The organism is Zoogloea sp. (assembly GCF_041911615.1).
Taxonomy (GTDB): domain Bacteria; phylum Pseudomonadota; class Gammaproteobacteria; order Burkholderiales; family Rhodocyclaceae; genus Zoogloea.
In genome coordinates, this window is the sequence record NZ_JAYROR010000030.1 from 1 (window position 1) to 22,120 (window position 22,120).

The 22,120-nt window shown below is 68.9% G+C and carries 20 protein-coding genes; 12 read left to right on the top strand and 8 right to left on the bottom strand.

The window, feature by feature from the left end:
• From ACE3P2_RS03285 to fliN, 4 genes are all read left to right on the top strand, one after another.
• On the top strand, nucleotides 1-758 hold a 758-nt coding region (locus ACE3P2_RS03285; protein WP_374260978.1), incomplete at its 5' end, for a flagellar hook-length control protein FliK.
• Nucleotides 759-851: 93 nt separating this feature from the next.
• A complete protein-coding gene (gene fliL, locus ACE3P2_RS03290) occupies nucleotides 852-1,427 on the top strand; it encodes a flagellar basal body-associated protein FliL (RefSeq protein WP_374260981.1) in 576 nt (191 codons plus the stop codon).
• Between the two features lie 18 nt (nucleotides 1,428-1,445).
• A complete protein-coding gene (gene fliM, locus ACE3P2_RS03295; RefSeq protein ID WP_374260984.1) occupies nucleotides 1,446-2,432 on the top strand; it encodes a flagellar motor switch protein FliM in 987 nt (328 codons plus the stop codon).
• Between the two features lie 3 nt (nucleotides 2,433-2,435).
• Nucleotides 2,436-2,894, top strand: coding sequence for a flagellar motor switch protein FliN (gene fliN / locus ACE3P2_RS03300; protein WP_374260986.1), 459 nt, complete (start codon nucleotides 2,436-2,438; stop codon nucleotides 2,892-2,894).
• A gap of 97 nt (nucleotides 2,895-2,991) precedes the next feature.
• Here fliN and ACE3P2_RS03305 read toward each other — a convergent pair whose 3' ends face one another.
• The gene (locus ACE3P2_RS03305; protein WP_374260988.1) at nucleotides 2,992-3,198 is read right to left on the bottom strand and encodes a hypothetical protein; all 207 of its coding nucleotides are present in this window, start codon (nucleotides 3,196-3,198) and stop codon (nucleotides 2,992-2,994) included.
• A gap of 230 nt (nucleotides 3,199-3,428) precedes the next feature.
• Here ACE3P2_RS03305 and fliO point away from each other — a divergent pair, with 230 nt between their 5' ends.
• The 7 genes from fliO to ACE3P2_RS03340 are packed head-to-tail and all read left to right on the top strand — an operon-like array spanning nucleotide 3,429 to nucleotide 11,971.
• Nucleotides 3,429-3,848, top strand: a complete 420-nt coding sequence (gene fliO / locus ACE3P2_RS03310; RefSeq protein WP_374260991.1) for a flagellar biosynthetic protein FliO — start codon at nucleotides 3,429-3,431, stop codon at nucleotides 3,846-3,848.
• Nucleotides 3,845-4,603 (top strand): flagellar type III secretion system pore protein FliP, encoded by a 759-nt coding sequence (gene fliP / locus ACE3P2_RS03315; protein WP_374260994.1) that lies wholly within the window; start codon nucleotides 3,845-3,847, stop codon nucleotides 4,601-4,603. Before fliO ends, fliP begins: the two co-directional genes overlap by 4 nt.
• A 17-nt stretch (nucleotides 4,604-4,620) precedes the next feature.
• Nucleotides 4,621-4,890, top strand: coding sequence for a flagellar biosynthesis protein FliQ (gene fliQ, locus ACE3P2_RS03320; protein WP_374260996.1), 270 nt, complete (start codon nucleotides 4,621-4,623; stop codon nucleotides 4,888-4,890).
• Nucleotides 4,891-4,894: 4 nt separating this feature from the next.
• Nucleotides 4,895-5,677, top strand: a complete 783-nt coding sequence (gene fliR / locus ACE3P2_RS03325; protein ID WP_374260998.1) for a flagellar biosynthetic protein FliR — start codon at nucleotides 4,895-4,897, stop codon at nucleotides 5,675-5,677.
• 5 nt (nucleotides 5,678-5,682) lie between these two features.
• Nucleotides 5,683-7,764 (top strand): PAS domain S-box protein, encoded by a 2,082-nt coding sequence (locus tag ACE3P2_RS03330; protein ID WP_374261000.1) that lies wholly within the window; start codon nucleotides 5,683-5,685, stop codon nucleotides 7,762-7,764.
• A gap of 41 nt (nucleotides 7,765-7,805) precedes the next feature.
• The gene (locus ACE3P2_RS03335) at nucleotides 7,806-8,846 is read left to right on the top strand and encodes an HD domain-containing phosphohydrolase (RefSeq protein ID WP_374261002.1); all 1,041 of its coding nucleotides are present in this window, start codon (nucleotides 7,806-7,808) and stop codon (nucleotides 8,844-8,846) included.
• Nucleotides 8,843-11,971 (top strand): response regulator, encoded by a 3,129-nt coding sequence (locus ACE3P2_RS03340; protein WP_374261004.1) that lies wholly within the window; start codon nucleotides 8,843-8,845, stop codon nucleotides 11,969-11,971. The genes ACE3P2_RS03335 and ACE3P2_RS03340 overlap by 4 nt, the downstream gene beginning before the upstream one ends.
• 12 nt (nucleotides 11,972-11,983) lie before the next feature.
• On the opposite strand, the gene gloA is transcribed toward ACE3P2_RS03340, so the two are convergent.
• Genes gloA through glyQ form a run of 6 tightly spaced genes read right to left on the bottom strand, consistent with a single transcriptional unit; the run spans nucleotide 11,984 to nucleotide 17,422 of the window.
• Entirely contained in the window at nucleotides 11,984-12,370 is a 387-nt protein-coding gene (gene gloA, locus ACE3P2_RS03345) for a lactoylglutathione lyase (protein ID WP_374261006.1), read from the bottom strand.
• A 16-nt stretch (nucleotides 12,371-12,386) separates the two neighbouring features.
• Entirely contained in the window at nucleotides 12,387-13,109 is a 723-nt protein-coding gene (locus tag ACE3P2_RS03350; RefSeq protein ID WP_374261008.1) for a M48 family metallopeptidase, read from the bottom strand.
• Complete coding sequence (locus tag ACE3P2_RS03355) at nucleotides 13,106-13,861, bottom strand: lysophospholipid acyltransferase family protein (protein ID WP_374261011.1); 756 nt, start codon at nucleotides 13,859-13,861, stop codon at nucleotides 13,106-13,108. The genes ACE3P2_RS03350 and ACE3P2_RS03355 overlap by 4 nt, the downstream gene beginning before the upstream one ends.
• 14 nt (nucleotides 13,862-13,875) lie before the next feature.
• Nucleotides 13,876-14,409, bottom strand: coding sequence for a D-glycero-beta-D-manno-heptose 1,7-bisphosphate 7-phosphatase (gene gmhB / locus ACE3P2_RS03360; RefSeq protein WP_374261013.1), 534 nt, complete (start codon nucleotides 14,407-14,409; stop codon nucleotides 13,876-13,878).
• Nucleotides 14,410-14,429: 20 nt separating this feature from the next.
• Nucleotides 14,430-16,514, bottom strand: a complete 2,085-nt coding sequence (gene glyS, locus ACE3P2_RS03365; RefSeq protein WP_374261015.1) for a glycine--tRNA ligase subunit beta — start codon at nucleotides 16,512-16,514, stop codon at nucleotides 14,430-14,432.
• Nucleotides 16,514-17,422: a glycine--tRNA ligase subunit alpha gene (glyQ, locus tag ACE3P2_RS03370; protein WP_374261018.1), complete on the bottom strand. Its 909-nt coding sequence runs from the start codon at nucleotides 17,420-17,422 to the stop codon at nucleotides 16,514-16,516. Before glyQ ends, glyS begins: the two co-directional genes overlap by 1 nt.
• Nucleotides 17,423-17,721: 299 nt before the next feature.
• On the opposite strand from glyQ, the gene ACE3P2_RS03375 reads away from it, so the two are divergent.
• On the top strand, nucleotides 17,722-19,347 hold the full coding sequence (locus ACE3P2_RS03375) for a methyl-accepting chemotaxis protein (protein WP_374261019.1): 1,626 nt from the start codon (nucleotides 17,722-17,724) through the stop codon (nucleotides 19,345-19,347).
• On the opposite strand, the gene ACE3P2_RS03380 is transcribed toward ACE3P2_RS03375, so the two are convergent.
• A complete protein-coding gene (locus tag ACE3P2_RS03380; RefSeq protein ID WP_374261021.1) occupies nucleotides 19,337-22,033 on the bottom strand; it encodes an HAD-IC family P-type ATPase in 2,697 nt (898 codons plus the stop codon). The two genes, ACE3P2_RS03375 and ACE3P2_RS03380, sit on opposite strands and share 11 nt — an antisense overlap.
• Nucleotides 22,034-22,120 lie beyond the last annotated feature (87 nt).

The following is a 22,120-nucleotide window of genomic DNA, read 5'->3' on the forward strand; positions in this document are numbered from 1 at the left end:
GCCCCGACCCCGTGCGTGGCGACGCCGCGCCGTCCGAAGGCACCGCGAAGGACGGCAAGCCCGCCGGCACGACGGCAGCACTGGCCGGCGAAGCGGCAAATCTTGCCGCCCGCACCGGCCCGCTTGCCGCCGACACCGCCCGCCCTGCGATCACCGCGTCGACCGAGGCCACCAAGGCGCTCGCCACCGAAGGCACCGGCAGCCGCGGCGCCGAGCCCGGTGCCGATGCCTCTGCCACCGCGCCGACCAACAACTTCGCCGCCATCCACGCCGCCGCCCTCGCCAACCTGCGGGGCGAATCGCCCCAGGCTCCGGCCGCGCCGGTGCCGCTCCACGTCGCCACCCCCGCCGGCTCCCCGGGCTGGCCCGAGGAAGTGGGCAACCGGGTGAGCTGGATGGTCGGCCACGCCGAGAGCCACGCCGAACTGACCCTGACCCCACCCCAGCTGGGCAAGGTCGAAGTCTCCATCACCGTGGCCGGCGACCAGACCAGCGCCCAGATCGTCGCCGCCACGCCGGCCGCGCGCGACCTGATCGAACAAAGCCTGCCGCGCCTGCGCGAAATCCTCGAACAGAGCGGCATCAACCTCGGCCAGACCGATGTCGGTACCTCCGGCCAGCCCGGCAACTCCGGCGACGGCCGGCGCGGCGGCACCTGGCGGACCGGTGGCGGCGGCGCCCAGGAGCCCAACGTCACCGGCGCGGCCGGCGGCGGCTGGCTGCGCCGCGCGGAAGGATTGGTGGATACGTTCGCCTGAATCGCCACAAATGACGGGCGCTTCTGCCCTTATTCCAGGCTTGGCGGGCGAACGTGATGGATAACAATGCAGCGAGATAAGGAGTAATCCAGCATGTCGAAAGCACCGGCCAAGGCGGAAGCCGCCGAAGGCGAAGCCCCTGCCAAGGGTGGCAAGAAAAAACTCATCATCATCATCGTCGCGGTGCTGATCCTGGCCATCGCAGGCGGCGGCGCCTTCATGCTGATGGGCAAGAAGAAGCACGCGGCCGACGGCGAGGACGCCGAGGAAGAGCCCGCCCACCACGAACCCCCGAAGGTCAAGGTCGATCCGTCCAAGCCGCCGGTGTTCGTGCAGCTCGAGCAATTCACCGTCAACCTCGCCCCCGAGGAAGGCGAGCACTTCCTGCAATCGACGATGGTCCTGCGGGTGTCCGACGCCAAGGTGGGCGATTCGCTGAAGCTCTACATGCCCGAGCTCAAGCACCGTATCATCATGCTGCTGTCGTCCAAGAAACCGTCCGACCTGGCCACCTCCGACGGTCGCGAAGAGCTCGCCGACGAGATCAAGGAAGAGGCCAACGACGTGCTCGGCTACGCGCCCAATCCCAAGAAGAAGAACAAGCGCAGCCGCCCCGAGGACGACGGCCCGGTGCTGGCCGTGCTGTTCAACCAGTTCATCGTGCAGTAAGCACACAAGGCATTCACCATGGCTCAGGACTTTCTCTCCCAGGAAGAGGTTGATGCCCTGCTCAAGGGCGTCACCGGGGAGTCCGACGAGCAGGACGGCGGCGACGGCATCCGGCCGTACAACCTCGCCACGCAGGAACGCATCGTCCGTGGGCGCATGCCCACGATGGAACTCATCAACGAGCGCTTCGCCCGCTACCTGCGGATCGGCATGTTCAATTACATGCACCGCAACGTCGAAGTGTCGGTGGGCCCGATCAAGGTGCAGAAGTTCAGCGAATTCGTCCGCAACCTGGTGGTGCCGACCAACCTCAATCTGTTCGTCGCCAAGCCACTTCGCGGCACCGCGTTGGTGGTGCTCGACCCGAACCTGGTGTTCCTGGTGGTGGACAACCTCTTCGGCGGTGACGGGCGCTTTCACACCCGGGTCGAAGGGCGCGACTTCACCCTCACCGAGCAGCGCATCATCCAGGGCCTGCTCAAGGTCACCTTCGACGAATACAGCAAGGCCTGGGCGCCGGTGCAGAAGCTCGAATTCGAGTACGTGCGCTCCGAGATGAACCCCCAGTTCGCGAACATCGCCACCCCGGCAGAAGTCGTCGTGGCCGCGTCCTTCACGCTGGAGTTCGGCGGTTCGCAGGCGGAAATGCACTTCTGCTTCCCGTACTCGATGCTCGAGCCGATCCGCGAAACGCTCTACTCGACGATGCAGAGCGACCACATCACCCAGGACAACCGCTGGGTGAGCATGATGGGCAAGCAGTTGCAGAGCGCCGAAGTCACCCTGATGGCCCGCCTCGGCACGGCCGAGGTCACCCTCGGCGACATCGTCAACATGAAACCCGGCGACGTGATCCCGCTCAACATCCCCGAAATCATCCAGGCCGAAGTGGATGGCATCCCGTTCATGGAATGCCGCTACGGCGTGCAGCGTGGTCAGTACGCGCTGAAGATCGAACGCTTCCTCGCCCAGGAAGAAGAAACCCCGGCGCAGAGCCAGGAGTAAACCATGTCCGAAACCGACACCCCCGACGACAACCAGATCAGCGACGACGACTGGGCCGCCGCCATGCAGGAGCAGGCCGCCGCCGAGGGGCTCACCGACCCGGCGGAGCCCGCCCTCGGCGAGGAGTCGCCCTTCCAGGCCAAGCCCGCCAGCCAGCTTTTCCCGGATTTCGGCCAGACCGGCCAGAAGAGCGGATCGATCAACGACTACGACATGATCCTGGACATCCCGGTCCAGCTCACCGTCGAACTCGGCCGCACCAAGATCGCGATCCGCAACCTGCTCCAGCTCGCCCACGGCTCGGTGGTCGAACTCGACGGGCTTGCCGGCGAACCGATGGACGTGCTGGTGAATGGCACCCTGATCGCCCAGGGCGAGGTGGTGGTGGTGAACGACAAGTTCGGCATCCGCCTGACCGACATCATCACGCCCGCCGAGCGCATCCGAAAACTGCGCAACTAGCCCCGCATACGCCGGAAACACGAAAACCTCCCCGCGGCCCACGCCGCCGGGAGGTTTGCGTTTTCAGGGGGCGGACGGCGTGCGGCGGCAACGCCGCCTAGCGCGCGCCGACGCGCCCGCGCGCGAGCACCGACTGGGCAGGCCGGCGGTCGGGTGCGTTGGCACGGTGCAGCAGCCACCGCTCGCCCAGGATCTGCAAGGCCCGCTGGCGCTTCGCCTCGTAGCCCGACGGCGCCGTCGTCAGCGCCACTACTCCGTCTGCCACGCCAGCCGCGAGCTGGCTGTCACGATGCCACAGCAACATGATCGCACCTCCACTCTGTTGGGGTCTGCCGTCTTCCGGAGCAGGCTGCAAGCAAGCCGGTGCCGCTCCATGAGCTTTGAGTATAGGCGCTGGGGCGAGTTCGGACGGGCAATCCGAAAGCATGAAAAAGTACCCTTTTGCCCGCCTTATCGGTCCATGGGGCGACGTCGGGCACAGTTAAGCTCGGCGGCAGACTCCCCCGAAAGCCGTCGGAATCACCCGCCATCGCCATGCGCCCTCTCCACCTCGCCGCCAGCCTGATGCTCCCCGTCGCCCCGGCCTTCGCCGCCGAAGCGCCGCCGGACCTGACCAGCAGCGCCCTGCAGATGTTCCTCGGCCTCGGCCTCGTGATCGGTCTGCTGGTGGTTAGCCTGCATGTGCTCAAGCGCCTGGGCGCCGGCAAGGGCGGTGGCGCGGGGCTGATCAAGCTGCGCGGCGCCGCGTCGGTCGGCCCGCGCGAGCGGGTGGTGCTCGTCGAGGTGGCCGACAAGGTGCTCGTCCTCGGCGTCGCCCCCGGCCGCGTCACCCCGCTGCACACCCTCGACGCCATCGACCTGCCCACGCCCTCGGGCAACAGCGCGCCACCGCTGCCCGGCGGCAAGGATTTCCAGACCTGGCTCAAACAGACGCTGGAGCGTCGCCCCCGATGAAAACCCTGCATCCCTCCCGGCCGTCGGCCCGCCTGTGCCGGCTCGCGCCGCTGCTGCTCCTGGCCCCGCTGCCGGCGCTCGCCCAGGCCATGCCGGCCCTCACCAGCACGCCCGCCGGCGGCGGCACCCAGTACAGCCTGTCGGTGCAGACGCTGCTGCTGCTCACCTCCCTGAGCTTCCTGCCGGCCATCGTGCTGATGATGACCAGCTTCACGCGCATCATCATCGTCATGTCGCTGCTGCGCCACGCGATGGGCACCCAGACCTCGCCGCCCAACCAGGTGATGGTCGGGCTGTCGCTGTTCCTCACCTTCTTCATCATGGCGCCGGTGGCCGACAAGGTTTACACCGACGCCTGGCAGCCGCTGTCCGAGAACCGCATCACCTTCAACGAAGCCCTCGACCGCGCCACGGTGCCGGTCAAGACCTTCATGCTCAAGCAGATCCGCGAGCCCGACCTCAACCTGTTCTCCAAGCTTGCCAAGACGCCCCGCGTCGAGAAGGCCGACGATCTGCCGATGCGCGTCGTCATCCCGGCCTTCGTCACCTCCGAACTGAAGACTGCCTTCCAGATCGGCTTCATCGTGTTCATCCCCTTCCTCATCATCGACATGGTCGTCGCCTCGGTGCTGATGTCGATGGGCATGATGATGATGAGCCCGGCCATCGTCTCGCTGCCCTTCAAGATCATGCTGTTCGTGCTCGTCGACGGCTGGAACCTGCTGATCGGCTCCCTCGTCCAGAGCTTCGGCTGACCCGGAGACGCCCCACCATGACGCCCACCACCGTCATCGACCTCGGCCGGCAGGCCCTCGAACTCACCCTGCTGGTGTCCGCGCCGCTGTTCATCGCCGCCCTCGTCACCGGCCTGATCGTCTCGATCTTCCAGGCCGCCACCCAGATCAACGAACAGACCCTGTCCTTCGTCCCCAAGCTGATCGCCACCTTCATCACCCTGGTGCTGGCCGGGCCGTGGATGATCACGATGATGACCGACTTCATCCGGCGTCTGTTCGAAAGCATCCCGGCCATGATCGGCTAGCGCCATGCTGTCGGTCACCAGCGCCCAGCTCGACGCCTGGCTTGCCCTGCTGGCACTGCCGCTGGCCCGCGTCCTCGGGCTGGTGGGCGTCGCGCCGGTGTTCGGCAACAGCGGCATCCCGCGGCGCATCAAGCTCGTCGTCGGCCTCGGCATCACCCTCGGCCTGATTCCCGCCCTCCCCGCCATGCCGACGATCTCCCTCGGCTCCTGGGACGGCCTGCTCGCCCTCGTTCAGCAGACCCTCACCGGCGTCGCCATGGGCCTGACCCTGCGCGTGGTGTTTGCCGCCCTCGACGTGATGGGCGAAATCGTCAGCCTGCAGATGGGCCTGTCCTTCGCCACCTTCTTCGACCCTGTCGCCGGTGGCCAGACCGGCGTCGTCGGCGAATTCCTGACCCTCGTCTCGACGCTGATCTTCCTCGCCCTCAACGGCCACTTGCTGATGGTCGACGCCCTCGCCCACAGCTTCGAATGGCTGCCGATCACCGCCACCCCACCCCACAAGGGCGGCTGGCTGCTGCTCGCCCGCTTCGGCGGCACCGCCTTCGCCGCCGGCCTGCTGATGGCCCTGCCGATCGTCACCGCCCTGCTCATCACCAACATCGCCCTTGGGGTGCTCACTCGCGCCGCGCCGCAGCTCAACCTCTTCGCCATCGGCTTCCCGATCACCCTGACCGTCGGCTTCGGCGTGCTGATCCTCTCCCTCAGCCACCTCGCCCCGATCTTCCAGCACTTCTACGACCTCGGCTTCCAGACCATGGCCGACCTCGTGCGCGCGCTGCGCTAGCCGCCATGCCCACGCCAGCCCCACCCTCCGACTTCGACGCCGAGCTGGCCCGACTCGCGCCGGTGCTGCGCTTCCTGCCCGACATGGCCACCCTCAGCACCCTCGCCGAGGGCGTGCTGATCGAGATGAACGACAACTGGACGCAATTGCTCGGCCACGCCCGCGCCGACAGCCTCGGCCGCAGTTGCCGCGAGCTCGGCATCTGGGACGATCCCGACGATCTCGCCGAAATCCAGGCCCAACTGCTCGCCGGGCGCAGCGTGAGCGATCGCCCCACCCGTCTGCGCGCCCGCGCCGGCGAATGCCTCGAAACCCGGCTGCGCGCCCGCCGGCTCGACATCGGCGGCCAGCCCTGCGTGCTCACCGTGTGCCGCGACATCACCGAGCAATGCCGTCTCGAACACGCCCGTCAGGCCGCCGACGAAGCCCAGCACGTCGCCGAGGCGATGTTCTCCACCGCCTTCCACGCCAGCCCCGTCTCGGCGAGCATCAGCCGGCTCTCGGACGGACAACTGCTTGCCGTGAACCCGGCCTTCGTCGCCCTCACCGGCTGGCCGCAGGCCCGCGCCATCGGCACCACCAGCCTCGCGCTCGGCCTGTGGCCCTACCCCGAAGAACGCGTCGCGGTCGTCGAGATCCTCTCCGAGAACGCCGGCCTGCGCGACTTCCCGTGCACCCTCGGCACCGCCGACGGACGCCGCCGCGACTGCCTGCTCAACGCCTCCACCGTCGTCATCGCCGGCCACACCTGCCTGATCGCCATCGTCCGCGACATCACCGATCAGAAAGCCACCGCCGCCCACCTGCAGGACAGCCAGGCCAAGTTCGCCACCATCTTCAACTCCGCGCCCTGCGCCCTCGCCCTCACCCGCATCGCCGACCGCGCCTACCTCGACGCCAACCCCGCCTGGGAGCGCCTGTTCGGCATCCGCCGGGAGAGCGTGCTGAGCCGCACCACCGGCGAACTCGGCTGCTGGGTTGACGCGGGCGTCTACGACGCCCTCTACGCCTCCTTCGACGACACCGACGTGATCACCCAGCGCGAAGTCCGCCTGCGCCCCCACGGCCGCGAGCGCATCGCCACCTGCCTGATCTCGGCCCGCCGGCTGCGCATCAACGGCGAGGACTGCGCCCTCTGGTCGCTGGTGGACATCTCCGAACTGCGTGCCGTCCAGGCCCACATCGAAGACCTCGACCAGACCCTCGAGAAGCGCGTCGCCGAACGCACCGCCGAGCTCAGCGCGGCCCTCGAGATGCTGCGCCAGACCCAGGAAGAACTCATCCGCAACGAAAAGCTCGCCGCCCTCGGTTCGCTGGTGGCCGGCATCGCCCACGAACTCAACACGCCCATCGGCAACAGCGTCACCGTCGCCACCACCCTTGCTGCACGCACCCACGAGATCGCCCAGGCCCATGCCGCCGGGGCCCTGCGCCGCAGCGATTTCGACGAGTTCGCCCAGGGCGCCCCCCAGGCCGTCGACCTGCTCATGCGCAGCCTGCAGCGCGCCGAAGAGCTCGTGCGCAGCTTCAAGCAGGTGGCCGTGGACCAGACCAGCGAGCAGCGGCGTCATTTCGAACTGGGCGAAGTCATGCACGAGATGGCGATCACCCTGAGCCCGATGTTCAAGGGCAGCCCCTACACCCTAGAAATCGCCGACATCGACCGCCTGACCCTCGACAGCTACCCCGGCCCCCTCGGCCAGATCTTCACCAACCTGGTCAGCAACGCCCTGCAGCACGCCTTCGACGGCCGCCCTGGCGGACGCATCGTCATCACCCCGCGCCCGCTCGGCGACAACTGGGTCGAGATCGAATTCGCCGACGACGGCAACGGCATCGCCGCCGCCGACCAGCGCCGCATCTTCGACCCGTTCTTCACCACCCGTCTGGGACGGGGCGGCACCGGACTCGGACTGCATATCGTTTACAATCTGACCAATCAGGTGCTCGGCGGGCGCATCGTCGTCCACAGCGCACCCGGCGCCGGCACCCGGTTCGTCCTCACCCTGCCCCGCGTCGCCCCCGCGCCCACCGCCAGCTCGCCCGCCACGCCGCTCAATTTCGACGACTGCGGGCCGATAATCTGACGCTGCCTCCCCTCTTCCGCGCCAGCACTCCGGGAGTATTCATGGCCATTGCCATCGTCGACGACACACCGCTCAACCTCACCCTGATCCAGGCCCTGGTCCGCAAGCTGACCCCGCCCGGCACCGAGATCGTCACCTTCACCTCGCCCATCGAAGGCTTGCAGTGGTGTGGCGACAACGAACCCGACCTGATCATCGTCGATTACATGATGCCCGACCTCAACGGCATCGAATTCATCGAGACGGTGCGCAAGCACTACACCTCCGACACCGTGCCGATCCTCATGGTGACGGCCGCCCACGAGAAGGAAGTGCGCTACGAGAGCCTCACCGCCGGCGCCAACGACTTCCTCACCAAGCCGATCGATCGCCACGAGTTCGACCCGCGCGTGCGCACCATGCTCGCCCTGCGCGCCAGCCACCAGCGCCTCCGCACCTGGAACGACGACCTGCGCGACGCCGTGGTCCGAAAGACCGCCGAGATCGTCGCCCGCGAACAGGAAACCATTGCCCGCCTCGCCCGCGCCGCCGAGTTCCGCGACCCCGAAACCGGGGCCCACATCCTGCGCATGGCCCACTACTCGCGTCTCATCGCCCGCCGCCTGGGGCTCGACGACGAACTATGCGAGCGCATCCTCACCGCCGCCCCGATGCACGACATCGGCAAGGTCGGCACCCCCGACCACATCCTGCTCAAACCCGGTCGCCTCACCGACGAAGAACTCGTCATCATGCGCCAGCACCCGCGCATCGGGCACGACATCCTGGCCGGCTCCTCGTCGCCGATGGTCCAGCTCGCCGCCGAGATCGCCCTCAGCCACCACGAAAAATTCGACGGTACCGGCTACCCCGACGGCCTCGCCGGCGAGGCCATTCCGCTGGTCGGGCGGATCGTCGCCGTCGCCGACGTCTTCGACGCCCTCACCTCCCCGCGCCCCTACAAGCCCGCCTGGGCGCTCGACACCGCCTTCGATTTCATCCGCGAAGGCCGTGGCAGCCACTTCGACCCCGCCTGCGTCGACGCCTTCCTCGACCAGATCCCGGACGTGCTGCTCATCCGCGAACGCTTCAAAGACGAATGAAAGACGCTCTCCACCGCCTCGCGGCGCGCCTCGGCCTGCGCAGCCTCGGCCAGCAGCTCACCCTGCTGTTCGCCTCGCTGCTGGCCGTCGCCCTCGGCGCCTACGCCTTTTACATCGGCCACGAGCAGAGCGAGTTCGTCGAGCGGCTCGAACGCCAGCACACCGACGAGCTCACCCACACCCTCGCCGCCCTTCTCGAACCGCACCTTGCCGGCGGCGACACCCGCAGCGCGCTCGCCCACCTGCTCGAACTCGAATACAACCCGCACATCCGCCGCGCCACCGTCACCGACCGGCAGGGCGTGCCGCTGGCCAGCGTCAGCCGCGGCAGCGACACCGAAGCCCTGCACGCCGAGCCCCTTGCCACCACGCCGATCCCCCTGCCCGATGCCGCGCGCCACGCCTCCCAGGAGCCGACCCGCCACGGCGCCGAGCACGTCGTCGCCTGGTCCGGCATCGGCGCCCAGGCCCCGCTGGGCTGGCTGCGCGTCGAGGTCGCCCCCACGTCCGGCGAAAACTGGCGCCACATCATCGCCGACAGCCTGTTCGCCGGCATCCTCACGCTGATCCTCGGCACCCTCGCGATCCGCCACTTCCTGCGTCGGCCGCTGCAAAGTCTGGCCCGCGCCACCGGCTTCGCCGAACAGCTCGAATCCGCCCAGGGCACGATCCTCGACGACGCCAGTCCGGTGGCCGAGGTGCGCCAGCTGGTGGACGCCCTCAACCGCACCTCGCTGCGCCTGCACGAGGGCAACTCCGCCCTTGCCGCCAGCGAATCGCGCAACCGCGCCGTCGCCGAAGCGTCCCTCGACAGCATCGTCACCCTCGACGAAGGCGGCGCCATCCTCGAGTTCAACCCCGCCGCCGAGCGCACCTTCGGCATCCGCCGCGAAGCCGCCATCGGCCAGCGCGCCATCACCCTGCTGTTCCCCGAACGGGTCCGCGACGCCCAGACCGAGATCCTGCGCGAACGCCTCGCCGACACCCGCCCCGACAGCATCGGCGAGCGCATCGAGGCGGTTGCCCTGCGCCGCGGCCCCGGCCAAACCATCAGCGAGTTCCCCGCCGAAGTCGCCCTCGTCGCCGTCAACAGCGGCGGGCGCCGGCTCATCACCGCCTACGTGCGCGACATCGGCGAACGCAAGGCCGCCGAAGCCGCCATGCGCCAGGCGCGCGATGCCGCCGAGGCCACCAGCCGCTCGAAGAGCGATTTCCTGGCCAACATGAGCCACGAGATCCGCACCCCGATGAACGCCATCATCGGCATGACCGACCTCACCCTCGACACCCGGCTCGACCCCGAACAGCGCGAATACCTCACCCTCGTCAAGACCTCGGCCAACGCCCTGCTCGGGATCATCAACGACATCCTCGACTTCTCGAAGATCGAGGCCGGCAAGCTCGACTTCGAGCACATCGACTTCAGCCTGCGCGACTGCGTCGCCCTCGCCGTGCGCACCCTGCAGCAACGCGCCGCCGAAAAGGACCTGCAGCTCACCGCCCAGGTCGCCCCCGCCGTACCCGACAGCCTCGTGGGCGATCCGCACCGGCTGCGTCAGGTGCTCATCAACCTGATCTCCAACGGCATCAAGTTCACCGACCAGGGCGAAGTCTGCGTCCTCGTGGAACCCGGCCATCAGGCCGGCAACGCCGACCAATCCGGCATCGAGCTGGCGTTCAGCGTGCGCGACACCGGCGTCGGCATTCCGGCCGACAAGCAGGGCCTGATCTTCGAAGCCTTCTCCCAGGCCGACACCTCCACCACCCGGCGCTACGGCGGCACCGGCCTCGGGCTCACCATCAGCGCCCAGCTGGTGCAGGCCATGGGCGGTCGCATCGGCGTGCAGAGTGCGCCGGGCGAAGGCAGCACCTTCCACTTCACCGCCCACTTCGAAGCCGGCCACGCCGCACCGCTGGCCGAAGAAAAGACCCACCTCGAGGGCCTGCCCGTCCTCGTCGCGGTGGACAACGACAGCGAACGCGGGATGCTCGTCGAGCTGCTGCGACAATGGCGGATGGCGCCGGTCACCGTCGCCGACGCCAGCGGCGCCCTGCGCGAACAGGCCCGCGGCGGCGCCGACGGCAAGCCCTACCGGGTCATCCTCATCAGCACCCAGCTACCCGACATCGAAGGCTTCGACCTCGCCGAGGCGATCCTCTCGGCCGCCGGGCCCGCACCCTGCGTCGTCATGCTCGCCGGCGAAGGTCGCCGCGGCGACGGCGCGCGCTGCCGCGAGATGGGCATCTCCGCCTACCTGCCGATGCCGACCCCGCCGTCCGATCTGCTCAACGCCATCCTGCTCAGCGTCGACCCGGTGGACGACACCGGCAACGAGCGTTCGCCGCTCATCACCCGCCACAGCCTGCGCGAACAGAAACGCCAGCTGCGCATCCTGCTGGCCGAAGACAACGCGGTGAATCAGACCCTGGCCCTGCGCCTGCTCGCCAAGCTCGGCCATCAGGCCGACGTTGCCGGCAACGGCCAGGAAGCCCTCGACCTGCACGCCCGGAACCGCTACGACCTGGTGCTGATGGACGTCCAGATGCCGGTGATGGGCGGCTTCGACGCCACCCGCAAGATCCGCGAGCGGGAGGCCGCCGGTTCGCCGCGCACCCCGATCATCGCGATGACCGCCCACGCCATGAAGGGCGACCGGGAGCGCTGCCTCGCCGCGGGCATGGACGGCTACCTCTCCAAGCCGGTGCATGCGCCCGATCTGGTGGACGTGCTGATCCACCACTCCGGCCACGACGATCCCCCGCCGCCGCGCAGCGAACCCACCACCGTCAGCGGTCCGGTGTTCGAGCGTGGCAAGGTGCTGTTCAATCTGGGCGGCGACGAGGAACTGCTCGCCCAGCTCATTGAAATGTACGCCGAGGATGAACCCCGGCTGGTGGGCGACATCGACGCCGCGGTCAAGGCCCGCGATGCCGAAGCCTTGTACAACGCCGCCCATGCCCTCAAGGGCGCGGTGTCCAACTTCTGCGCCAACCGCGCCCAGGCCAGCGCGCTGCTGCTCGAACGCCTCGGCCGCGAGAAGCGCATGGACGACGCACCGGCCGCCCTCGCCGCCCTGCACCGGGAACTCGCCGCCCTGCGCGAAGCCTTCGCGCAGGCGGCCTGAGCCCCCCGCGCGTCAGGACTTGGCCTGGATCAGCTCGACCTTGTAGCCGTCCGGGTCCTCGACGAAAGCGATCACCGTGGTGCCGTGCTTCATCGGCCCGGCCTCGCGCACCACCTTGCCGCCGCGGGCACGGATCGCGTCGCAGGCGGCGTAGGCGTCGGGCACCTCCAGCGCAATGTGGCCGTAGGCCGTGCCCAGCTCGTAGGACGCGACGCCCCAGTTGTGGGTCAGTTCCAGCACCGCGCCATCGGCCTCGTCCTGGTAGCCCACGAAAGCCAGCGTGAACTTGCCCTCCGGGTAATCGTTGCGGCGCAGGAGGCGCATGCCGAGCACCTCGGTGTAAAAGGCGATGGAGCGGTCGAGATCGCCGACGCGCAGCATGGTGTGCAGAAGTCGCATGGTCGTAGTCCTGAAGTCAGAGGGAAGGAAGATCCGTCGCCGCCTCGCGCAGCGCCTTGCGGGCGGCGACGTGATCGGGATACAGCGCTGCCACCACCGACCAGAAACGCGGCGAGTGGTTCATTTCGACGAGATGGGCCACTTCATGGGCCACCACGTAGTCGATGAGCGGCAAGGGCAGGTGGATCAGCCGCCAGTGCAGCCGGATGCCGCTACGGCTGCTGCAGCTGCCCCACCGCGTGCGGGCATTGGAGAGCGTCACCGGCGGGACCGGCCGCGCGAGGCGCAGGCAGAATTCCTCGACCCGATTTCTGAACAAATCGAGGCCCTTTTGTTGCAATTCCCGCAACAATAACCGGCGTACATCGCCCCCGCTACGCGGCAGCAGTTCGAGCACGCGCTCGGTACCGAGGCCGTGCCAGTGCGCGCGATTGTTGCCGCGCCCGATGCGCAGCGTCCAGGATTCGCCGAGGAACGGCAACGCCGTGCCGTCGGCAACCTCGAAAGATGGCGGCGCAGACGGCGCCGGCCGGCTGCGCAGTTTGTCCACGACCCACGCGGCGTGGCTGCGGATGAAGGCCTCGGCCTCGCGCAGGCCAACCCGCAGCGGGACCCCGACGGTCAGACCGCGATGATCGACGCGCAGACCCAGCGTCTTGCGGACGCTGCGGCGCAGGGTGTAAGCCACCCGCAGCCCGTCCAGCACGATCTCGCGGGATTCGACGGCCGGCGCGGTCACGCCTGCGCGGACTCCTTGCGACGGGGTTGCGCTTGGCGGTAGTGATGGGGAAACAGGCGCCGCATCTCGCCCTCGATCCACGCCTCGGTGCGGGCATTGATCTCGTCGGCGGACAGGCCGGTGGTGTCGATCGGCGGCCCGACGCTCACCACCACTTCGCCGGGGCGCTTTAGGAAGGCGTTGCGCGGCCAGAACTCGCCGGCGTTGTGGGCCACCGGCACCACCACCGTGCCGGTCCGCGCCGCCAGCCATGAACCGCCGGCCTTGTAGCGCTTCTTGCTGCCCGGGGCGACACGGGTGCCCTCGGGGAAGATCGTGACCCAGAAGCCGTGAGCCAGGCGGTCCCGCCCCTGCTCCTCGACCTGGGCCAGCGCATCCTTGCCGGCCGAGCGATCGATGGCGATCATCGGCATCTGGGCGATGCCCCAGCCGAAGAAGGGCAGCTTGTGGATTTCCTTCTTCATCACGAAGACCATCGGCGGGAAGATGTCCTGCAACATGATGGTCTCCCAGGCCGACATGTGCTTGGACATGACGATGGCCGGGCCGGCGGGGATGTTCTCGACCCCGATCAGGCGGTACGGGATGCCCAGCACATGCTTGATCACCCACGCCATGATGTGGGGCCAGCCGCGGATGATCTTGTGGCGCAGCTCGGGGCCGAAGGGAAAGGTGGCCATCGCGATCAGCGCGTACAGCGGCGTGAAGATCGCGAGGGCGAGCATGAACAGCAGATTGCGAAGCAGAACCACGATGGGCCTTCCTGTCAGGCGGTGAGCTGGGCGGCGACCGCGGCCAGGTCGGCGAAAACCTGGGTGCCCTCGGGCAGCGCCGGGTCGAGCTGGGTCTTGGCGCCCTTGCCGGTGAGCACCAGGAAAGGCTGGCACCCCACCGCCGCGCCGGCCTGCAGATCGCGCAGGCTGTCGCCGACCACCGGCACGTCCTTCATGTCCACGTTGAAGCGCTCGGCGATCTGCACGAACATGCCCGGTTTGGGCTTGCGGCAGTCGCAGGTGGAATCGGCCGCGTGGGGGCAGAAGAAGATGGCGTCCAGCCGCCCGCCCGCCAGGGCGAGGACCTTGGTCATCTTCTCGTTGATGGCGTTGAGGGTGTCCATGTCGAACAGGCCGCGCCCGACGCCCGACTGGTTGGAGGCGACCACCACCCGCCAGCCGGATTCGTTGAGCCGCGCGATGGCTTCGAGGGAGCCGGGAATCGGCTTCCATTCGTCCGGCGACTTGATGAACTGGTCGGAGTCGAAGTTGATGACGCCGTCCCGGTCGAGCACGATGAGTTTCATGGACTTGCCCTCGTTTTACGTCAGGCCGACAGGCGCGAGATGTCCGCCACCTGGTTCATCAGGCCGGCGAGCTGGCCCAGCAGCGCCAGGCGATTCTGGCGCACCAGCGGCTCCTCGGCCATCACCATCACCTCGTCAAAGAAGCGATCCACCGCCGCGCGCAGGCCGGCGAGGACACGCAGCGCATCGGTGTAGGCCTCGTTCTGGAAGTGCGAACGGGCCAGCGGGGCAACTTCGACGATGGCGTGGAACAGCGCCTTCTCGGCATCCTCGACGAGCAGCGCGACGTCGGGCTCCTTGAGCTCGCCTTCGGCCTTCTTGAGGATGTTGACGATGCGCTTGTTGGCGGCGGCCAGCGCGGCGGCCTCGGGAAGTTGCTGGAAGGCGGCGACGGCTTCGAGCTTGGGCACGACGAGGTCGATGCGGGTCGGCTTCAGGGCCAGCACGGCGTCCACGGCATCCTGGGCATGGCCGGCGTCGCGGAGCAGGTTGCGCAGGCGCTCGAGCATGAAGTCGTACAGCGGCGCGTCCACCTCGGCGGTGAGCAGGCCCGACGCGAAGCCCTTGGCGGCTTCGCCGATCAGCTCGCCGAGGTCGAGCGGCAGCGGGGTTTCCATCAGGATGCGCAGCACGCCCAGTGCGGCGCGGCGCAGGCCGAACGGGTCGCGGTCGCCGGTGGGGATCTGGCCGATACCGAAGAAGCCGGCCAGCGCGTCGAGCTTGTCGGCCAGCGCCACGGCGTTGCCGATGTTGGTGTCGGGCAGCGCGTCGCCGGCGAAACGCGGACGGTAGTGCTGCTCGATGGCGTCGGCGGTTTCGACGCTGGTGCCGGCGTCGAGGGCGTAGTAGCGGCCCATCGTGCCCTGCAGTTCGGGGAACTCGCCGACCATGTCGGTGAGCAGATCGGCCTTGCACAGCAGCGCGGCGTTGCTGGTCTTGGCCTCGTCGGCACCCAGGCGCACGGCGATCGTGCGGGCCAGGGCGTTGAGGCGCTGGACGCGCTCGCCCAGCGAGCCGAGCTTGTTGTGGTAGACCACCGTGTCGAGCTTGAGGGCACGGGCGCCGAGGCCGACCTTGCGATCCTGCTCGAAGAAGAAGCGCGCGTCCGACAGGCGCGGACGAACCACGCGCTGGTTGCCGGCGACGATGTTCGACGGATCGGCCAGCTCCATGTTCGAGACGATCAGGAAGCGATTCTGCAGCTTGCCGGCGGCATCGAACAGCGGGAAGTACTTCTGGTTGGCGCGCATCGTCAGGATCAGGCATTCCTGCGGCACGGCCAGGAATTCGGCCTCGAACTCGCCGACGTAAACGGTCGGATGCTCGACCAGCGCGGTGACTTCGTCGAGCAGGTCGGCGTATTCGCCGAGCGTGGCATGTTGGCGACCGGCTTCGGTGACGAGCTGGGTCTCGATGTTGGCGCGGCGCTCGGCGAAATCGGGGATCACCTTGCCCTCGGCCAGGAGCGTGGGCTCGTAGGCGTCGGCGGTGGCGATCTCGATGTCGCCCTTGCTCATGAAGCGGTGGCCGCGGGTGGTGCGGCCGGATTCGATGTCGAGCACGCTGCCGGGCACCACGCTGGCGCCGTGGAGCATCGTGAGCTTGTGGGCCGGCCGCACGAAGGTGGCGTCGCCGTCCCCCCAGCGCATCACCTTGGGAATCGGCAGGGCCTTGAGGGCGTCCTGGACGATGCCGGCGAGCACCTCGCCGAGCTTCGCGCCGGCCACGGTGGCGGTGTGGAACAGGGCTTCGGCCTTGCCGTCCATGCGGCGCTCGAAGCCGGCTACCGCGGACAGCGGAATGCCCTTGGCCTCGAGCTTCTTGGTGAGGGCCGGGGTGGGCTGGCCGTCGGCCGTGAGGGCGACGGAAACCGGCATGATCTTCTCGGTCACGTCCTTGGCGGCGGCCTCGGCGAGCACCTGGGCGACGGTCACCGCGAGGCGGCGCGGGGTGGCGAACCAGCGGAAGTCACCGTCGGCCGCGGCGAGCCCGCGGGCGCGCAGGCCGGCCACGATGGCGTTGGCGAAGGCCTGGCCCAGCTTGGGCAGCGCCTTGGGCGGGAGTTCTTCGGTGAGCAGTTCAACGAGCAGGGTCGCGCCGGTCATCACGCGGCCTCCTTCTTGAGCATCGGGAAGCCGAGGGCTTCGCGGGAGTTGTAATAGGCCTGGGCCACTTCACGGGCCAGGGCACGCACGCGGCCGATGTAGGCGGCGCGCTCGGTGACGGAGATCGCCCCGCGGGCGTCGAGCAGGTTGAAGGTGTGGGAGCACTTCATGACCATCTCGAAGGCCGGCAGCACCAGCGGCACCGCCATCAGGCGCTTGGCCTCGGCCTCGTACTCGCCGAACAGGCGGAACAGCCATTCGACGTTGGAGTGCTCGAAGTTGTAGGTGGATTGCTCCACTTCGTTCTGGTGATAGACGTTGCCGTAGGTGACCGGGGTGCCATCCGGACCGATCGACCAGACCAGGTCATAGACGTTCTCGACGCCCTGCAGGTACATCGCCAGGCGCTCGAGGCCGTAGGTGATCTCGCCCAGCACCGGCTTGCAGCTGAGGGAGCCGACTTCCTGGAAGTAGGTGAACTGGGTGACCTCCATGCCATCGAGCCAGACTTCCCAGCCCAGCCCCCAGGCGCCAAGAGTGGGGGATTCCCAGTCGTCCTCGACGAAGCGGATGTCGTGGGCGCCCGGGTCGATGCCCAGTGCGCGCAGGCTGTCGATGTAGAGCTCCTGGATGTTGGCCGGCGACGGCTTGAGCACCACCTGGTACTGGTAGTAGTGCTGCAGGCGGTTGGGGTTCTCGCCGTAGCGGCCGTCCTTCGGGCGGCGGGAAGGCTGGACGTAGGCGGCGTTCCAGTGTTCCGGGCCGATGGAGCGCAGGAAGGTGGCGGTGTGGAAGGTGCCGGCGCCGACCTCGATGTCGTAGGGCTGGAGCAGCGTGCAGCCGTGCTCGGCCCAGAAGTTCGAGAGGCGCAGGATGATCTGCTGGAAAGTCGGTTTTTGGACGGACATGGATGCGGAGCGGCGCTCGCCGCACGATATTGGGCAAAGTTTCGATTTTACTGCGTTTGGGCGGACAGCGAACGCTCTGTCGCGCCGGGGTGCGCGGAAACGCCTTCAGAGCCCGCCGCCGGGCGCTGCGTAAGCAAATTAGCGAATCCTGTTCAAGAACGCGCCGCGCGCCGCCATTAAAAAAACCGGGTAAGTCATCAATAACCAGAAATGTCACCGATCATTCCCGCAATGGCCGGACTTCCGGTCTGGCAGCCACAGGGTCCGGCCGGGAATCGGGGACTGGGAGAAACCGCACCATGAAACTCGCCACCCTGCGTGTCGCGTCGCGCATGCGCCTGCTCATCGCACTGACCATGATCGGCTTGATCGTGCTGTGCGGGGTCAGCTTGAGCGGCCTGCGCTCCAGCATGCTGAACGAGCGCAAGCTGCAGACCCGGCATCTCGTCGAAAACGGCGTCGGCGTGGTCAAGCACTTCCAGCAACTGGCCAAGTCCGGCGCCATGAGCGAGGCGGGTGCCCGCAAGAGCGCCGCCGAAACCCTGCGCGCCATGCGCTACGACAAGGGCAACTACCTCTTCGTGGTGGACAACAACGCCCGCTACATCCTCTTTCCCGCCCGCCCCGAACGGGAAGGCTCCGACGCCGCGACGATGAAGGACACCAACGGCAAGCTCATCATGAAGGAACTGATCGGCGCCGCGACGGCCGGCGGCGGCTACGTGGACTATTGGTTCCCGAAGGCCGGCGGCACCGAATCGCTGCCCAAGATTTCCTACGCCCTCGGCGTGCCCGAATGGGGCTGGGTGATCGGCACCGGCATCTACATCGACGACGTGGACACCGAATTCCGCGAGATCGCCCTCGTGCTGGGCGGCATCTCGCTGCTCGTGCTGGGCGCGCTCGGCCTGTTCGGCTGGCGCGTCAGCGCGAGCGTGACGACCCAGTTGGGCGGCGAGCCCAGAACCGCCACCGCAGTGATGCAGCAGGCCGCCGACGGCGACCTGACCGCCAGCCTGGCCGATAGCAACAGCGGCAGCATGCTCCACGCGCTGGGCACGATGATGCTGTCGCTGCGTCGGATGGTGGGCGAGATCAACAGCGGGGCGAACCAGCTCGTCAGCAACGCCGACCACATCACCCAGGTGTCGTCCCAGGTGGCCGAGGCGGCCGAACGTCAGTCCGACGCGACGGCGGCGATGGCGGCGGCGATGGAGGAACTCACCGTCAGCTCCGGCCACATCTCCGACAGCGCCCGCGAGACCGAGAAGAATGCTCAGGAGTCGATGCGCCTGGCCGCCGCCGGTACCGAGCGGGTCAATCAGGCGGTGAGCGCCATCCGCAAGATGTCGGAGACGGTGATCGGCGCCTCGGAGCGCATCCGCGCCCTCGAGGAGCGCATCGGTCAGGTCTCGTCGATCGCCAACGTGATCAAGGAGATTGCCGGCCAGACCAACCTGCTGGCCCTCAACGCCGCCATCGAGGCGGCCCGCGCCGGCGAGCAGGGCCGCGGTTTCGCGGTGGTGGCCGACGAGGTGCGCAAGCTCGCCGAACGCACCTCCGCCGCCACCACCGAGATTGAGCAGATGATCGTCGGCATCCAGGGCGATACCGGCAACGCGGTGAGCGCGATGAACGCCGCCCTGCCCGAGGTCGACCAGGGCATCGCGCTGGCGGCCGCCGCTTCGGAAGCGCTGTCCGCCATCGAGGAAGGCGCCCAGGCCGCCCTCGCCCGGGTGCACGAGATCGCCGACGCGACCCACGAGCAAAGCGCGGCCAGCACCGCCATCGCGCTGCGGGTCGAGGAAATCTCCCACATGGTCGAGGCGACCACCACCAACATCCGCGGCGCCGCCGAAGCGGCGGTGAGCCTCGAGCGCATCGCCGGCGGGCTGAAGGATCAGATCGCCCGCTTCAAGGTCTGACCGACGGGGCGGCCTCGCCGCCCGTCGCCAGTCGTTTGTCCAGCCCCACCACCACCACCGTGACGAGGGCGGCGGCCGCGATCTCCAGCCAGGCCACCACCCCGATCGGCGCCGACGCGAACACCCGGTTCATCGCCGGCAGGTAGGTGAAGCCCGCCTGCAGCAGCGCCATCGCCCCGATGCCGCCCCAGAACCACGGGTTGGACCACCACCCGCAGCGCCAGAACGGCCCGCGCAGGTTGCGACAGTTGAAGAGGTAGGCGATCTCGCCGGCCACGAAGACGTTCACCGCCACCGTCCGCGCCTCCTCCAGCGACGCGCCGAGCGCGCGCCAGCGCAGGAACAGCCCAAAGGCCGCCACCAGCAGCAGCCCCCCCACCAGCACGATGCGCCGGACCAGCACCCGGTCGAGGATCGGCGCGCCTGGCGCGCGCGGCGGGCGCGCCATCACGTCGCCCTGGATCGGCTCGAAGGCGAGCGCGAGGCCCAGCAGCACCGCGGTGGTCATGTTGATCCACAGGATCTGCAGCGGCGTGATCGGCAGCGTGACACCCGCCAGCACCGCGACGAGGATCACCAGCCCCTCGCCGAAATTGGTCGGCAACGTCCAGATGATGAACTTGACGAGGTTGTCGTACACGCCGCGGCCCTCTTCGATGGCGGCCTCGATGGTGGCGAAGTTGTCGTCGGTGAGCACCATCGCGGCAGCCTCCTTGGCCACCTCGGTGCCCCCGGCGCCCATCGCCACGCCGATGTCGGCGGCCTTCAGGGCCGGCGCGTCGTTCACCCCGTCGCCGGTCATCGCGACGACCTCGCCGTTGGCCTGCAGCGCCTGCACCAACCGCAGCTTCTGCGCCGGCTCGACGCGGGCGAAGACATTCACCTCGCCCACCACCGCCCGCAGCGCCGCATCGTCCAGTGCCGCCAGCGCGCGCCCGGTCAGCACCCGATCGTCCGCCGCCGCCAGCCCCAGCTGGCAGGCAATCGCCCGGGCGGTGTCGGCGTGGTCGCCGGTGATCATCTTGACGGCGACGCCGGCAGCGGCGCAGGCCCGTACCGCGCGGATGGCCGCCTGGCGCGGCGGGTCCAGCATGGCCTGGAGGCCGAGGAAGCACAACCCGCCGGCGAGGCCGGCTTCGTCCAGCAACCCCGCTCCGCCCGGGCCACGGGCGAAAGCCAGCACCCGCAGCCCCTCGGCGGCAAGCCGGCGGGCCTCGGCGTCGATGGCCGCCGCGTCGACGGCGTGCTCGCCACCATCGGCACCGCGCATCGTCGTGCAGCGCGGCAGCACCGCCTCGAGGGCGCCCTTGACGAAGACCGCGGTCCCGTCGCCGCCGCGATTGAGGGTGGCCATGAACTGACGCGTCGCGTCGAAGGCGATTTCGGCCAGGCGCGGCGCCCCCGCGCGCAGCGCCACCTCGTCGAGCCCGGCCTTGCGGGCGGCCACCAGCAGCGCCCCCTCGGTGGGATCGCCGGCAATCGTCCAGCCGTCGTCGTCGCGGACCAGTGCGGCGTCGTTGCACAGCACGCCGGCGACGAGCAGTTCGCGCAGCGCCCCGGCTGTCGCCACCGGCTCGCCGGCGCGGCTCAAGGTGCCGTCCGGCGCGTAGCCGTCGCCGCTCACCGCCACCCGGCCGGCGGCGGTGAAGAGGGCACGCACGGTCATCTGGTTTTCGGTGAGGGTACCGGTCTTGTCCGAGCAGATCACGGTGGTGCTGCCCAACGTCTCGACGGCGGGCAGGCGGCGGATGATCGCCCGCCGCCGTGCCATGCGGGCCACGCCGATGGCGAGGGTGACGGTGATCGCCGCCGGCAGGCCTTCGGGTATGGCACCGACGGCCAGCGCCACAGCGGCCATCAGCATGTCGAGCAGTGGCTCGCCGCGCAGGCTGCCCACCGCAAAGCCCAGCACCGCGAGCGCCAGGATGACGACCAGCAGGAAATTCGAGAAGCGCGCCATCGCGCGGGTGAGGGGCGTGGCCAGGGCGTCGGTGGCGTCGAGCAGGCTGGCGATGCGGCCGGTCTCGGTGGCGCGGCCGGTGGCGACGACCAGCCCGCCGCCCTGCCCCGCCACCACCAGCGTGCCGGCGTATGCCATGTTGGCACGGTCGGCGAGCAGGCTGTCGGCGGGCAGGGGCGCCACCTGCTTGGCCACGGCGGCGGATTCGCCGGTGAGGGCGGCCTCGGTGACCTGCAGGGCACGGCTGTCGAACAGACGCAGGTCGGCCGGCACCTTGTCGCCGGCGGCAAGCCACACCACGTCGCCAGGCACCAGCTCGGCCGCGTCCACGCGGCGGCGGCGCGCGTCGCGCAGCACCGTGACGTCGCTCGCCACGCTGCGCGCGAGCGCCGCCAGGGCGTCTTCGGCGCGACCTTCCTGGATGAAGCCGATCAGCGCATTGACCAGCACGACGCCGAGAATCACACCGGCGTCGGCCCATTCGCCGAGAAAGGCGGCAATGGCGCCGCTGGCGAGGAGGATGTAGATCAGCGGCTGGTGGAACTGCAGCGCAAAGCGCATGACCGGCCCCCGGCCGGCGCGCGCCTCGATGCGGTTGGGGCCGTGGCGGGCGAGCCGCTGGGCGGCCTCGGCGTTGGCCAGGCCGGCGTCGGCGCAGGAGGCGAGTGCGGCAAAGACTTCGTCGGGAGGACGGGCGTGCCAGTCGGGCGGCGTGGGTTCGGGCATGGCAGCGGTGGCGGTTACGTCACGGAGGTGTCACCGGGTGGGACCGCGATCCACCCCGGCGGGTTCGACGCGGCGGCCGCTGCCCCG